This window comes from Agromyces mediolanus (assembly GCF_023715325.1).
In the GTDB taxonomy this organism is placed as follows: domain Bacteria; phylum Actinomycetota; class Actinomycetes; order Actinomycetales; family Microbacteriaceae; genus Agromyces; species Agromyces mediolanus_A.
In genome coordinates, this window is sequence record NZ_JAMBNX010000005.1 from 107,876 (window position 1) to 120,772 (window position 12,897).

15 protein-coding genes are annotated in these 12,897 nt (G+C 71.7%); 11 read left to right on the top strand and 4 right to left on the bottom strand.

Translation table 11 applies throughout. From position 1 onward, the window contains the following. Nucleotides 1–50 precede the first annotated feature (50 nt). The 4 genes from M3147_RS10440 to M3147_RS10455 all read left to right on the top strand — a co-directional run bounded on the left by M3147_RS10440 (nt 51) and on the right by M3147_RS10455 (nt 2,399). The gene (locus tag M3147_RS10440; protein ID WP_251203414.1) at nt 51–998 is read left to right on the top strand and encodes a capsular polysaccharide synthesis protein; all 948 of its coding nucleotides are present in this window, start codon (nt 51–53) and stop codon (nt 996–998) included. Nucleotides 999–1,038: 40 nt separating this feature from the next. Continuing rightward, nucleotides 1,039–1,494, top strand: coding sequence for an acetyltransferase (locus tag M3147_RS10445; protein WP_251203415.1), 456 nt, complete (start codon nt 1,039–1,041; stop codon nt 1,492–1,494). Next, entirely contained in the window at nt 1,491–1,883 is a 393-nt protein-coding gene (locus tag M3147_RS10450) for a DUF1304 domain-containing protein (RefSeq protein WP_251203416.1), read from the top strand. Before M3147_RS10445 ends, M3147_RS10450 begins: the two co-directional genes overlap by 4 nt. 102 nt (nt 1,884–1,985) lie before the next feature. Then, nucleotides 1,986–2,399: a hypothetical protein gene (locus M3147_RS10455; protein ID WP_251203417.1), complete on the top strand. Its 414-nt coding sequence runs from the start codon at nt 1,986–1,988 to the stop codon at nt 2,397–2,399. A 91-nt stretch (nt 2,400–2,490) separates the two neighbouring features. Here M3147_RS10455 and M3147_RS10460 read toward each other — a convergent pair whose 3' ends face one another. Next, on the bottom strand, nt 2,491–3,504 hold the full coding sequence (locus M3147_RS10460) for a LacI family DNA-binding transcriptional regulator (RefSeq protein ID WP_285873764.1): 1,014 nt from the start codon (nt 3,502–3,504) through the stop codon (nt 2,491–2,493). A gap of 102 nt (nt 3,505–3,606) precedes the next feature. On the opposite strand from M3147_RS10460, the gene M3147_RS10465 reads away from it, so the two are divergent. Genes M3147_RS10465 through M3147_RS10475 form a run of 3 tightly spaced genes read left to right on the top strand, consistent with a single transcriptional unit; the run spans nt 3,607 to nt 6,443 of the window. Then, nucleotides 3,607–4,380, top strand: a complete 774-nt coding sequence (locus M3147_RS10465) for a glutamine amidotransferase (RefSeq protein WP_251203419.1) — start codon at nt 3,607–3,609, stop codon at nt 4,378–4,380. A gap of 22 nt (nt 4,381–4,402) precedes the next feature. Next, nucleotides 4,403–5,392, top strand: a complete 990-nt coding sequence (locus M3147_RS10470; protein WP_251203420.1) for a DMT family transporter — start codon at nt 4,403–4,405, stop codon at nt 5,390–5,392. Continuing rightward, nucleotides 5,385–6,443, top strand: a complete 1,059-nt coding sequence (locus tag M3147_RS10475) for a phosphotriesterase family protein (protein ID WP_251203421.1) — start codon at nt 5,385–5,387, stop codon at nt 6,441–6,443. The genes M3147_RS10470 and M3147_RS10475 overlap by 8 nt, the downstream gene beginning before the upstream one ends. Nucleotides 6,444–6,543: 100 nt before the next feature. Here M3147_RS10475 and ku read toward each other — a convergent pair whose 3' ends face one another. Next, entirely contained in the window at nt 6,544–7,497 is a 954-nt protein-coding gene (ku, locus tag M3147_RS10480) for a non-homologous end joining protein Ku (protein ID WP_251203422.1), read from the bottom strand. 90 nt (nt 7,498–7,587) lie between these two features. On the opposite strand from ku, the gene M3147_RS10485 reads away from it, so the two are divergent. Then, the gene (locus M3147_RS10485; protein WP_251203423.1) at nt 7,588–10,104 is read left to right on the top strand and encodes an ATP-dependent DNA ligase; all 2,517 of its coding nucleotides are present in this window, start codon (nt 7,588–7,590) and stop codon (nt 10,102–10,104) included. Between the two features lie 24 nt (nt 10,105–10,128). Here M3147_RS10485 and M3147_RS10490 read toward each other — a convergent pair whose 3' ends face one another. After that, nucleotides 10,129–10,395, bottom strand: a complete 267-nt coding sequence (locus tag M3147_RS10490) for a DUF7218 family protein (RefSeq protein ID WP_251203424.1) — start codon at nt 10,393–10,395, stop codon at nt 10,129–10,131. Nucleotides 10,396–10,512: 117 nt separating this feature from the next. Between M3147_RS10490 and M3147_RS10495 the strand changes: the two genes are divergently transcribed. Continuing rightward, nucleotides 10,513–10,905, top strand: coding sequence for a DUF7882 family protein (locus M3147_RS10495; RefSeq protein ID WP_251203425.1), 393 nt, complete (start codon nt 10,513–10,515; stop codon nt 10,903–10,905). Beyond that, nucleotides 10,902–11,159, top strand: coding sequence for a hypothetical protein (locus tag M3147_RS10500; RefSeq protein WP_251203426.1), 258 nt, complete (start codon nt 10,902–10,904; stop codon nt 11,157–11,159). Before M3147_RS10495 ends, M3147_RS10500 begins: the two co-directional genes overlap by 4 nt. Before the next feature lie 16 nt (nt 11,160–11,175). On the opposite strand, the gene M3147_RS10505 is transcribed toward M3147_RS10500, so the two are convergent. Further along, complete coding sequence (locus M3147_RS10505; protein WP_251203427.1) at nt 11,176–11,499, bottom strand: DUF7882 family protein; 324 nt, start codon at nt 11,497–11,499, stop codon at nt 11,176–11,178. A gap of 94 nt (nt 11,500–11,593) precedes the next feature. Here M3147_RS10505 and M3147_RS10510 point away from each other — a divergent pair, with 94 nt between their 5' ends. After that, nucleotides 11,594–12,607 carry a LacI family DNA-binding transcriptional regulator gene (locus tag M3147_RS10510; RefSeq protein ID WP_251203428.1) on the top strand — a complete coding sequence of 338 codons (1,014 nt, stop codon included), beginning with the start codon at nt 11,594–11,596 and terminating at the stop codon, nt 12,605–12,607. Nucleotides 12,608–12,897: the final 290 nt, after the last annotated feature.

Here is a 12,897-nt window from a genome sequence, read left to right on the forward strand (position 1 = left end):
CGGGTGCGAGTGGCCGTCGCCCGGGCGGCGCCGCTCGGTACCCTCGGGGGATGAGCGGCACCGGAGGCATCCCCGATCTCGACCGGGTGATGGCGGGCCTGCGCGCTCAGCTCGAACGCTCGGCGCGCTTCGAGGAGACCATCGACCTCGCCGCGTCGCTGCGCACCTCGCTGCGCCTCGTGCAGCTGCTGCAGCCGCGACTCGGCGAGCTGCGTCGCGCAGCCGGGCTGCCCGAGGCGCCGCCGCCCTTCGCGAGCTGGCGGGCACGGCGCTCGGCCCGCGCCGCCGCCGCGCAACCGGTGCCGAGCGACCGCGTCTTCACGTTCTGGAACCGGCCGATCGCCGAGGCACCGCCGCTCGTGCGCGCCTGCGTCGCCCAACTGCAGCGCACGTACCCGCACGCCCGGGTGCTCGACGGGGCGGCGGCGCGCGAGCTCGTCGAGATCCCCGAGCGCGTCGCCACCGTGCTGGAGGCGGCGCGCCCCGCGCATTTCTCGGACTACGTGCGCACCCGGGTGCTCGCCGAGCACGGCGGTATCTGGGTGGATGCCACGGCCTGGGTCGACCGTCCCCTCGACGCGGAGCTGCACCGGCTGCTGCGCGCCGGAGTGGTGTTCCCGCGCTGGGCGAAGCGGCAGATCGCGAACTGGTTCATCGCCGGGCAGCCGCGCGACGTCGTGCTCGTGCTGCAGCGTCTCGCGCTCGACGCCTGGTGGGAGTCGACGGACGATCTGCCCGACTACTTCCTCTACCACCGGATCTTCGAGGTGGTCCAGGCGCTCGTGCCCGAGGCGCGCGGCCAGTGGGACGCCGTACCGCCGCTCTCGGCGACCTCGGCGCACCTGCTGCAGCTCGAGATGATGCAGCCCTGGCGCCGCGCGACCGTCCGCCGCATCCTCGACGCCGCCCCGCTGCAGAAGCTCAGCTACAAGTACGACGCTGTGCCGGCGGGCTCGGTGCTGGAGCGGCTGCTCGCGGGCGAGGGGCTCGGCGGCTGAGGACCACCCACCGTCGGAGGGGTCGCGTATCGTGCTCTGCATGGCATCCACGATCCGACCGGCCGCGCCGAGCGACCACCCGCGCCTGCTCGAGCTGTGGCGCGCAAGCGTCGAGGCCACCCACCACTTCCTCGCGCCGGCCGATGTCGACTGGTACGAAGAGGTCGTCGCGGGCTACCTGCCCCAGCTCGGCGACCTGCGCGTGGCCGTCGACGACGACGGCGAGGTCGCGGGCTTCATCTCGCACGACGACGGCGAGATCCACATGCTCTTCATCGACCCGGCCAGGCACGGCCAGGGCATCGGCACCCTCCTGCTCGAAGACGTCGGCGCCGACGGCGGCGAGCTCCGCGTCGACGTGAACGAGCAGAACCCGGTCGCCCGGGGCTTCTACCTCGCCCGCGGCTTCGTCGAGGTCGGCCGCTCCGAGCTCGACGGTGAGGGGCGGCCGTTCCCGCTCCTGCATCTGCGTCGCACTGCGAGGGCCGCCGCATGATCGCCGCCGGGCTGGTGCTCGCCGGCCTCGGCGGGCTGATCCACGTCTACATCTGGGTGCTCGAGTCGCTCATCTGGACCGGGCCGCGCGCCCGGGCGACGTTCGGCATCCGCAGCGACGAGGAGGCTGCGCTCACCCGCGCCCTCGCGTTCAACCAGGGGTTCTACAACCTCTTCCTCGCGATCGCCGTGTTCGCCGGCATCGTCGCCTTCGCCGCCGGGGCGGTCGCGGTGGGCGCCACGCTCGTCTTCGCCGGCGCGGGCATGATGGTCGCCGCCGGGCTCGTGCTGCTCGTGTCGAGCCCCTCGAAGGCCCGCGCCGCACTCGTGCAGCTCGGCGCACCCCTGCTCGGTGTCCTCGCGCTCTGGATCGGCCTCGCCACGGCCTGATCCGTGCGCCGGAGGTGGCCCCGGCCGGTCGGTGTCCCCGGTGCGGCGTAGACTCCCGTGGTCACAACAGAACAGGGGAGGTTGCACACAATGCAACGATTCATGACGACGACGGCACTCGTGTTCGCGGGTGCCCTGCTGCTCTCGGGCTGCGCCACGTCCGGTTCGGGCGACGCCGCTTCGACGTCGGCGACCGAGGGCTGCGACGCGATCCGCAGCGAGGTTCGCGGCGTCTCGAACGGCGCGCAGAACACGCTCGCGACCGCGACCGACGGCGCCGAGACCAAGACCTACCTCGAGAGCCTCGAGGACCGGGTCGACGCGCTCGACGAGCAGGCCGGCGACGACACCAAGGTCGAGGACGCGCTGGAGGGCCTGAAGTCCGCCCTCGGCGACGCCGCCGACTACGCCGTGACCATCCCGGCCGACGGCACCCAGGACCCTGAGGCGCTCGCCGCCCAGCAGACGGCGATCCAGACCGCTGCAGACGAGGTCACCGCGGCCTGCGCCGCCTGACGGCCAGCGTCCTGACGCGCGAGCGCGCGGCATCCCTCCCCGGATGCCGCGCGCTTCGTCGTTTCCGGGTGCGGCCGGACCGTGGTCCGGGTCAGCGGTCCGCCGACTCCGCCCGCCCGCTCGACGGCGGTGCCGTCGAGGCGCGGACGCGGAGCGTCATCGGCAGGGTGTGCGGGGTCGGGGTGCCGCCGGTCGCGACGTGGATGAGCTCGTCGACGGCCTGCCGTGCGAGCATCTGGGTGGGCTGGGCGACGGATGTGAGCTGCGGGCTCGTCCAGTCGCCGAAGGCGATGCCGTCGCAGCCGATGATCGAGAGCTCGTCCGGGACGCCGATCCTCGCTTGGCGGGCTGCCTCGAGCACCCCGATGGCGGCGATGTCGCTCGCGCAGAAGACGGCCGTTGGTGCGGGCTCGACCGAGCTCACGTGGGCGAAGAAGTTGGTGCCGAAGTCGGCGGTGTAGCTGCCGCGCAGCACCAGACGGTCGTCGACCTCGAGCGAGTGGTCGGTCATGGCCGCCCGGAATCCCGCTTCCCGCTGCTCCGCCGTCTCGAGGCCGCGCGGGCCGCCGACGTGCGCGATGCGGCGATGCCCGAGGCCGGCGAGGTGCGCGGTCGCCTGGTAGGCGCCGCCGAAGCTGTCCGCCGTGACCTGGGAGATGCGCGTCCCATCGGCGATGACGTACTCGTCGAGGAGCACGACCGGCAGTTCCTCGCCGACCCGTCCGGTGAAGGCCTCGTTCGTGCTGTGCATGCCGAGGTAGACGATGCCGCCCAGGTTCGGCACTTGGGCGAGGCGCTCGACGCTGTTGCGTTCGCGCAACGCGGAGGACCCGGTCAGGGCGGTGAAGACCTCGATGCCGTCTTCGGCCGCGGCATCCACGACGGCGTCGGCGAGGGCGGCGAAGTACGGGTTCGCGAGCGACGGCACGACGAGGCCGATCGTCGTGACTGCGCGTGAGCGGTCGGCGGCGGGGCGCCCGTCTTCGGCCAGGGCCTGGTCGATCCGGCGCGCGGTGGCGGGGGAGACCTTGAGTTCGCCGCGCACGTACCGCGACACCGTGGAGGTGGACACTCCCGCGCTGCGAGCGACTCGACTGAGCGACATCCGGCGGCCCCCTCATCTCCGTGTTGACTCCGTGCGCGATCCATCCTAGATTGATGCGCATGTTGCGCAACAGTGCGCAACAAGCAAGACGTGGAGGCGACGATGGTGAGAGTCCTGCTCGCAGGCGAGTCGTGGGTGAGTGCGACGATCGATCACAAGGGGTACGACCCCTTCGCGCACACCCGGGTGCAGATCGGCTGCGCCCGGTTGCTGAGCGCACTCGAAGCCGAGGGGCTCGACGTCGTCCACCTCCGGTCGCACGACGTCGCCGAACGATTCCCGCAGACGCTCGAAGCGCTGTCCGCGTTCGACGTCGTGCTGCTCTCCGACATCGGTGCGAACTCCCTGCTGCTGCACCCCGACACCTTCTCGCTCGGCCGGCCCACGCCGAACCGGCTCACGCTCCTGCGCGACTGGGTGCACGGGGGCGGCGGGCTGATGATGGCCGGCGGCTACCTGAGCTTCCAGGGCTTCGAGGGCAAGGCGAACTACCACCGCACCGCGGTGGAGGAGGTGCTGCCCGTCGACCTCTCCCCGTACGACGACCGCGTCGAGACGCCCGAGGGCGTTCGCGGAGGGGTCGTGCGGCCCCACGTCATCACCGACGGGCTCGACGCCCGCTGGCCGATCCTGCTCGGGTACCAGCGCGCGGTCGCGAAGCCGGATGCCACCGTGCTCGCCGAGATCGCCGGCGACCCCCTGCTCGCGATCCGCGAGGTCGGTGCGGGGCGCACGCTGGCGTTCATGTCGGATGTCTCACCGCACTGGGCTCCCGAGGAGTTCATGTCCTGGCCCGGCTACGGGCCCCTGTTCGCGAACTCCCTCCGCTGGCTGGCGGGAGCATCGGCGGCGCCCACGGCGGATCCGCGAGACTGACGAAGGAACGATGATGATGACAATGACGTCTGCACTCCGGGCCCAGTCGGCCCGATCGGCCTCGGTGGCGCTGTTCACCTTGGCGACGGTCTTCGCGGGCATGCTCGGTCCGCTCCAGGCGCTCGTCAACGGGCGGCTCGGCGCGACCCTGAACGACGGCCACGCCGCCGCCCTGATCTCCTTCGGCACGGGCCTCGCGCTCATGCTCGTGGTCGTGCTCGCCCGCGGGCGGACGCGTCGCGCGTTCTTCGCCCTGCCGCGTCAGCTCCGCCGCGGCGAGCTGCCGAGATGGAACTTCTTCGCCGGGCTCTGCGGCGCCGTGATCGTGCTCTCGGAGGGGGTGACGGTCGGCTTCCTCGGCGTGGCCGTGTTCCAGACCTCGCTCATCTCCGGTCTCGTCATCTCGGGCGTGCTCTGCGACCGCCTCGGCATCGGCGTCCCCGTCAAGCAGGCGATCACCATCCAGCGGGGTCTCGGGGCGTTCCTCGCCGTCGGGGCGACCCTGCTCGTCGTCTCGCCCAGCTGGTCGGCGCCGCACATGATCGCGCTCGCGATCATGCCCTTCGTCGGCGGCCTGCTCGCCGGGTGGCAGCCCGCGGGAAACTCGGAGATCGGCCGGCTGTCCGGCTCGATGCTCGTGTCCATCACCTGGAACTTCCTCGTGGGCTTCGTCGCGCTCGGCGCCGTCTACCTCGTCCGGATGGCGGCCACGGGTGCGCACTTCAGCCTGCCCGACACCTGGTGGATGTACCTCGGCGGGCCCCTCGGTCTCCTCTCGATCGCCCTGATGGCGCTCCTCGTACGCCGGCTCGGCCTCCTCCTGCTCGGGCTCGCCTCGACGGCGGGACAGCTCATCGGATCGATCCTGATCGAGCTGGCCGTGCCCTCGCACGGCGGCAGCCTCCACCTCGTGACCGTGGTCGGCGCGCTCGTGGCCCTCGCCGCCGCCGCGATCGCCATGATCCCCGCCCGCAGCGCGGCACCGGCTCGAACGGCGGACACCGGTGACTGAGGTGCGCCCCGCCGTCGTGCAGACCGTGCTCGGGCCGGTCGCCGCGGCCGAGCTGGGCGTGGTGCTGCCCCACGAACACCTGTTCAACGACCTCACCCCGGTGCTCGCCCCAGCCGCCTACCGGGCGACGCGCGCCCTCGTCGGGCAGCGGGTGGCGCCGCGCTGGCAGTCGCTGCTGCGACAGGACCCGTACTGCTGCGCCGACAACCTGGGGCCGAAGCCGGTGGAGGAGGTCGTCGCGGAGGTGACGGGCTTCCAAGCCCTCGGCGGGCGGACGATCGTGGATGCCACGGGCAGCCCCGCCATCGGCCGCGACCCCGAACGGCTGGTCGAACTCGCGCGGACGACGGGGGTGCACGTCGTGATGGGCACCGGCCCGTACCTGGAGAAGCTCGAGGGCTCCCGCATCACGGCGCGCACGGTCGACGAGCAGGCGCGCGAGATGGTCGACGAGCTGAGCCGCGGCGTACGCGGCATCCGTGCCGGCGTCATCGGGGAGATCGGAGTGTCACCCGAGTTCACCCGGGCCGAACGCGCCGCGCTGCGCGCGGCCGGGATCGCGCAGACCGAGCGGCCCGAGGTCGGCATGAACATCCACCTGCCCGGGTGGCAGCGTCGCGGACACGAGGTGCTCGACCTCCTGGTCGACGAGCTCGGCGTCGACGCCGGCCGGATCGCGCTCGCGCACAGCGACCCGTCGGCGCCGGACGTCGCCTACCAGACCGCGCTGCTCGACCGCGGGGCGGTCCTGGAGTTCGACATGATCGGGCTGGACATCGCGTTCCCGGGCGAGGGCGCCTCGCCGGCACCGCACGAGACCGCGGATCGGATCGCCGCGCTCGTGGCCGAGGGGTACGCCGGCCAGCTGACCCTGTCTCAGGACCTCTTCCTGAAACAGATGTGGAGGACGAACGGCGGCAACGGGCTGAGCTTCATCCACTCCGTCTTCCTCGAACTGCTCCGCGAACGGGGCGTCGGGGCGGACGCGATCGAGCAGATGACGGTCACGGCGCCCGCGCGGTGGCTCGCCGGCCCGACGTCGTCGGACTGACGCGCGCCCAGCGCGCGGTGAGCGCCCGCTCAGCGCCCGCTGGCGGCGCGTTCGGCCGAGGTGATGACCAGGTCGACGCCGTCCGCTACGACGCCGTCCGCTACGAGGCCGCCTTCTTCTTGGCGGCGGGCTTCTTGCTCGGGGCGTTCTTCGCAGCGGGCGTCTTCGTCGGGGCCTTCTTCGTTGCCGTCCGCTTCTTCGGGGCCGGGTCGGCTTCGGCATCCGCCTCGTCGTCGGCATCCGCCTCGTCGTCGGCAGAGGCATCCGCCCCGCCGCGCTTGGCCGAGATGGAGCGCCGCAACGCCTCCATCAGGTCGATGACCTCGGCGCCCTCCTCCTCGGGCTCCTCGCCGAAGGTGGCGGCGGTGTCGAGCGCGTCGCCCTGCTCCAGCTTCGCCTCGATGAGGGTGCGCAGCTCCCGCTGGTACTCGTCGACGTACTGCGTCGGATCGAAGTCGGAGACGAGGCTCTCGACGAGCTGCTTCGAGAGGGCGAGCTCCTTGTCGCTGATCTTCACCCGTTCGTCGAGCGCCGGGAACGCGGCCTCGCGCACCTCGTCGGCCCAAAGCAGGGTCTGCACCACGAGCACCTCCTCGTGCACGCGGAGCGCGGCGAGCCGCGTCTTCTGCCGCAGCGCGAGCCGGACGATCGCGGTACGGTCGGTGGACTCGAGGGTCTCCCGCAGCAGCACGTACGCCTTGCTCGACGCGGAGTCGGGCTCGAGGTAGTACGAGCGGTCGAACATGATCGGATCGATCTGCTCGCTCGGCACGAACTCGACGACCTCGATCTCGCGGCTGCGTTCGGCCGGCAGCGCCTTGAGGTCGGCGTCGGTGATGACGACGGTGCGCTCCCCGTCGTCGTACGCCTTGTCGATGTCCTGGTAGGCGACGACCTTGCCGCAGACCTCGCATTTGCGCTGATATCGGATGCGCCCACCGTCCTCGGCGTGCACCTGGTGCAGGCTCACGTCGTGGTCCTCGGTCGCGCTGTACAGCTTCACGGGCACGTTCACGAGGCCGAACGTGACCGCGCCCTTCCAGACGGCTCGCATCCCACCAGTGAACACCCAGGGATGCCTCACCGGAACCCCCTTGCGTGCACCCCCTCGCCTCCCCGGGGCGCGAGCGGGCAGGATGGAGGCATGGCGGATGCAGAGCGCCAGCTCGTCGAGGTCGACGGCCGACGGTTGCGGCTGACGAACCTCGACAAGGTCATGTATCCGGAGACGGGCACGACGAAGGGCGAGGTGATCTCGTACTACGCCGAGATCGCCCCCGTCATGGTGCCCCACGTCGCCGGGCGCCCCGTCACTCGCAAGCGCTGGGTGCACGGCGTCGGCACCGCCCTGCACCCCGAGACGCCCTTCTTCGAGAAGAACCTCGCCGAGCACGCGCCGGAGTGGTTGCGCCGCGGGGTCATCCAGCACTCCGACGGGCCGAAGACGTACCCGATCGCGGGCGACCGCGCGAGCCTCGTCTGGATGGCGCAGCAGGCGGCCCTGGAACTGCACGTGCCGCAGTGGCGTTTCGCCCCGGACGGCTCCGCCCCGAACCCGGACCGGATGGTCTTCGACTTCGACCCGGGGGAGGGCGTCGGCCTCGCCGAGTGCGCCGAGGTGGCCCGGCTCGTACGCGACCTCATCGGCGGGATGGGCCTCGACGCGGTGCCCGTCACGAGCGGCAGCAAGGGCCTGCACCTCTACGCCGGGCTCGACGGCTCGCAGACTTCCGAGCAGGTCTCGGAGGTGGCGCACGAGCTCGCCCGCGCCCTCGAGGCGGATCATCCCGAGCTCGTCGTGTCGAGCATGCGCAAGGCGTTGCGCACCGGCAAGGTGCTCATCGACTGGAGCCAGAACAACGGCAAGAAGACGACGATCGCGCCGTACTCGCTGCGCGGACGGCTCCGCCCCACGGTGGCCGCCCCTCGTGACTGGGCGGAGCTCGATGCGCCGGGGTTCGGGCAGCTGGAGTTCCACGAGGTGCTCGCCCGGGTCGCCGCCTCCGGCGATCCCATGGCGCCCCTCGGTCGCGGGTCGGCTCCAGGCGGCGACGCGCTCGACGCGTACCGCGCCAAGCGCACGGTCGGCGCGACGCCCGAGCCGATCCCGGCGGCGCGCGAGCGAATCGAGACGGCGGGTGCGGATGCCTCGGGCGCGGCGGATGCCTCGGGCCACCGTTTCACGATCCAGGAGCACCACGCCCGCCGCCTGCACTTCGACCTGCGGCTCGAACGCGAGGGCGTGCTGCGGAGCTGGGCGGTGCCGAAGGGGGTGCCCGAGACGCCGGGGGTGAATCACCTCGCCGTGCAGACCGAGGACCACCCGCTCGAGTATCTCGACTTCGAGGGCACGATTCCCGCCGGGGAGTACGGCGCCGGATCGATGACGGTGTGGGACACCGGGGTCTACGAGCTCGAGAAGTGGCGCGACGACGAGCTGATCTTCACGCTCGAAGGGCGCGTCGGCGGCCCGCTCGGGCGGGTGCGACTCGCCCTCATCCGCACGGACGGGGCGGGCGAGAAGAGCAGCTGGCTGCTGCACCGCATGAAGGAGCAGCGCCCCGGGCAGTGGCACGCGGCGCCGGCCGTGCCGGCCGAGGCATCCGTCATCGCGGCGCCGGCCGAGGCATCCGTGCCGGCCGAGGCATCCGTGCCGGCGCCCGAGCCGACTCGGCCCCGCGCACGTGGCGCCCGCCCGCCGGCCATCCCCTACGCGCCCATGCTCGCCGTCGCCGGAGCCCCCGGTCTCGTCGGCGAGGATCGGGCGCTCGAGTGGAAATGGGACGGCATCCGCGTGCTCGCCCGCGTCGAGGACGGCGCGGTACGGCTCGCGAGCCGCACCGGCCGGGACGTCACCGACGTCTACCCGGAACTCGCGGGACTCGCGAACGCGCTCCGCGCCGATGCGGTGGTCGACGGGGAGATCGTCGCGCTCGACGAGGACGGCCGCCCGGACTTCGGCCTGCTGCAGCATCGGATGAACCTCGCCGACCCGCGGGAGATCGCGAAGACCGCACCGCGCATCCCCGTCCGCTTGCTGCTCTTCGACGTGCTCGAGCTGGCCGGGTCGCCGACGGTCGACGAGCCGTACCTGCATCGCAGGGGGCGGCTCGAGCGGCTCCTCCGCCCCGGAACGAGCGTGCCCGTCGAGGTCCCCGCCGCGGCCGACGGCCCGGTCGCGGCGGCGCTCGCCGAGGCCGAGCGGCTCGGGCTCGAGGGGGTCATGGCGAAGCGCCGGGACGCGCCCTATCGATCGGGGGAGCGCAGCGACGACTGGCTGAAGCTGAAGCTCGCGCGCACGCAGGAGGTCGTGATCGGCGGGTACCGGAAGGGCGCCGGGACCCGCACGGGACGGATCCGCTCCCTCCTGCTCGGCCTGCCCGGCGCGCAGGGGCTCGAGTACGTCGGGCGGGTCGGCAGCGGCTTCCGGGAGCGCGAACTCGACCGGCTGCTCGCCCGCCTCAGGGAGTCGGAGCAGGGCGCCTCACCGTTCGTCGACGTGCCGGCGGCGGACGCGGCCGACGCCGTCTGGGTCAGCCCAGAGCTCGTCGGGGAGATCGAGTTCGGCTCATGGACCCGTACCGGCGTCGTCCGGCACGCGCGCTGGCGCGGCCTCCGACCGGACCTCGACCCGGCCGAAGTGCGTCGGGAGGGCGGCTGACCGCGTCGACCGGCACGCCGTGGCTCAGTGGTTCCGCAACGCCGAGATGAGCTCCGACTTGCGTTTGCCGCTGTAGCCCGTGAGGCCCAGTTCCTTGGCGCGCTGCTTGAGCTGCGGGACCGTCCAGGCCTCGTAGTCGCCGTGCGATCCGCCCCTGCGGCCGATCTCGCTGCGGCCCTGCTTCGCCGCGGCGTTCGACACCCGCGCGGCCTTCTCCTTCGAGGCGCCGTCGTCGCGGAGCTTCTCGTACAGCTCCGGATCCTTCAACGAGGCGTTCCTGCGACCGGGCATGGCGTGCTCCTTTCGTCGTTCGTCCCGACGGTAGGTCGATACCCGCCCCGGCTGCAGGGGGTTGACAGCCTCCGCCACCGCTCGCATCGCTGCGCGGGTCGGCGTAGCATCGGCGGCATGGGCACGCTGTACTACGGCGACTCCGGGACGCCGATCGGCATCGAGGACCGCGCGCTCGCGCACCTGAAGGTCGCGATCACGACGAAGCTCCGTCGCAACGAGAGCTTCACGTTCTCCTGGCGGCACGCCGACGAGCAGCCGCGCGGTCGCAGCACCCTGTGGATGCATCCGTCCATCCCCCTGCGCTTCGTGTTCGACGAACCGGAGCGTCCGGAGCTCAGCGTGCGCTGGATCGAAGACCTCATGCGCTCGGCCAACAGCACCGGGGGGATCGAGCTCGTGCCCGAGAACCTCGACACCGGGCCCATCCCGACCGAGTCCGGGCAGCCCGTGCGGGTCGGGGTGGACGTGCAGGAGATCGAGCACACCGACGATGAGGAGTCGAAATGAGCGACGGCGACGACGACGTGCTCCGGGCCGAGGACGCGACGGCCCGCATCGAGATCGAGCGCTGGTGGCCGCACCTGTCGATCGAAGCGAAGCACCGGCTGCTGCAAGACCTGGAAGCCGAGCTCGACGAGGAGGCGATCGCCGAGATCGTCGTCATCGCCGCACGCAGCGGCCGACCGGACGCGGAGCCGCCCGTGCGGCTCGCGCCCCACGAACGCGACTACGTGCGCACGCAGATCGAGGCGGTCGACTGAGCGGACGGCCGGCCGGCTACTCGGAGTCGAACGGTTCCGAATCGTCCGGCTCGAGCACATGCTGCAGGCCGCCGGCGCTGTTCGCCGAGAGCAGCAGCTGCTCGATCCAGAGCCGGTTGAGCTTGGGCGGCCGATTGCCGCTGAAGACGAACTGCACCGGGATCGATTCGTTCAGCCACACCGTCGTGCGCCCTGACCCGCGGTCGACGCCGTGCTCCCAGGTGAACGCGAACGACTCGGAGCGCCGCAGCTTGTTCAGGATCGCGACCCGCAGGTGGGCGAGCGTCCGGTCGTCGATGTCGAACTCGCGCAACGAGGCGCCGTAGACCAGTTTGCCCATGCGCCAAGCCTATTCGGCCTCGCCCGGGCGGAGCGGATGCGCCGGACCGATTGTTCGTCGAGTTCTTGCGCGCACTTCGCATACGATTGCTCGCATGTCGAGACGACTGGCGGATGTCGCACGCAAGGTCGGCGTGAGCGAGGCCACGGTCAGCCGGGTGCTGAACGGCAAGCCCGGGGTGTCTGCGTCCACGCGGGACGCCGTGCTCACGGCGCTCGACGTGCTCGGCTACGAACGGCCGACGAAACTCCGCGGCGAACGCGCCCGGCTGGTCGGACTGGTCATGCCCGAGCTGCAGAACCCGATCTTCCCCGCGCTCGCCGAGTCGATCGGCGGCGGGCTGGCGCAGAACGGCTTCACCCCGGTGCTCTGCATCCAGAGCGCCGGCGGCGTCTCCGAGTCGGACTACGTCGAGCTGCTCCTGCACCAGCAGGTCTCGGGCGTCGTCTTCGCCGGTGGCGCCTACTCGCAGGCGGATGCCTCGCACGAGCACTACGGGCGGCTCGTCGAGCTGAAGCTCCCGACGGTGCTGCTGAACGCCCCGGTCGACGGCCTCGGCTTCGCGACGGTGTCGTGCGACGACGCCATGTCGATCGAGCAGGGCTACGGGCATCTCGTGCAGCTCGGGCACCGGCGCATCGGCATCCTGCTCGGGCCGCGCGATCATGTGCCGTCCAGGCGCAAGCTGGCGGCGGCGAGGCGGATGGCGGAGCGGCACGGCCTCGCCCTCGACGAGGAGCTCGTGGTGCACTCGCTGTACTCGCTCGAGTCGGGGCAGGCGGCGGCCGCGAAGCTGTTGCAGGCGGGCGTCACGGCGATCGTCTGCGCGAGCGATCCGATGGCGCTCGGCGCGGTGCGGGCGGTGCGCCGGGCAGGACTCCGGGTGCCCGAGGACGTCTCCGTGATCGGCTACGACGACTCGGCGCTGATGAACTGCACCGAGCCGCCGCTCACGACGGTGCGCCAGCCGATCGAGGCGATGGGCAAGATGGTGATCGAACTGCTGCTGCGGCAGATGACGAGCGAGCGCGCCCTCGGCGACGAGGTGCTCTTCGCCCCCGAGCTCGTCGTCCGCGGCTCCACGGGCCCGGCCCCCACCCCCGCCTGATTCAGGGTTGCCCGACTTTCATGAAAGTCGGGCAACCCTGCGTGACCACCCTCTCGACTTGCCCGACTTTCATGAAAGTCGGGCAAGTCGGGTGCTGAGTCGGGTGCGGAGTCGGGTGCTGAGGTGGGTGCTGAGTCGGGGGGTGCCGCTTGCGCGGGTGGTGCAAGCGGCTGACGCAATTTCACGCAAGTCGTCGAAACATTTTGTCGATTTGTTGAATAGTTGCATCATCCTGTTGCTCTCATTACGTTGACCGGCAAGACGCCGTCGTCAGACGCGACGGCGCGCCG

Coding starts and splice junctions, on each gene's coding strand:
- M3147_RS10485 (WP_251203423.1), top strand. CDS start 7,588: ATGGCGGATGCAGAGCGCCAGCTCGTCGAGGTCGACGGCCGACGGTTG.
- M3147_RS10460 (WP_285873764.1), bottom strand. CDS start 3,504: ATGTCGCTCAGTCGAGTCGCTCGCAGCGCGGGAGTGTCCACCTCCACG.
- M3147_RS10510 (WP_251203428.1), top strand. CDS start 11,594: ATGTCGAGACGACTGGCGGATGTCGCACGCAAGGTCGGCGTGAGCGAG.
- M3147_RS10445 (WP_251203415.1), top strand. CDS start 1,039: ATGGCATCCACGATCCGACCGGCCGCGCCGAGCGACCACCCGCGCCTG.
- M3147_RS10465 (WP_251203419.1), top strand. CDS start 3,607: ATGGTGAGAGTCCTGCTCGCAGGCGAGTCGTGGGTGAGTGCGACGATC.
- M3147_RS10490 (WP_251203424.1), bottom strand. CDS start 10,395: ATGCCCGGTCGCAGGAACGCCTCGTTGAAGGATCCGGAGCTGTACGAG.
- ku (WP_251203422.1), bottom strand. CDS start 7,497: ATGCGAGCCGTCTGGAAGGGCGCGGTCACGTTCGGCCTCGTGAACGTG.
- M3147_RS10500 (WP_251203426.1), top strand. CDS start 10,902: ATGAGCGACGGCGACGACGACGTGCTCCGGGCCGAGGACGCGACGGCC.
- M3147_RS10495 (WP_251203425.1), top strand. CDS start 10,513: ATGGGCACGCTGTACTACGGCGACTCCGGGACGCCGATCGGCATCGAG.
- M3147_RS10505 (WP_251203427.1), bottom strand. CDS start 11,499: ATGGGCAAACTGGTCTACGGCGCCTCGTTGCGCGAGTTCGACATCGAC.
- M3147_RS10440 (WP_251203414.1), top strand. CDS start 51: ATGAGCGGCACCGGAGGCATCCCCGATCTCGACCGGGTGATGGCGGGC.
- M3147_RS10470 (WP_251203420.1), top strand. CDS start 4,403: ATGACGTCTGCACTCCGGGCCCAGTCGGCCCGATCGGCCTCGGTGGCG.
- M3147_RS10450 (WP_251203416.1), top strand. CDS start 1,491: ATGATCGCCGCCGGGCTGGTGCTCGCCGGCCTCGGCGGGCTGATCCAC.
- M3147_RS10455 (WP_251203417.1), top strand. CDS start 1,986: ATGACGACGACGGCACTCGTGTTCGCGGGTGCCCTGCTGCTCTCGGGC.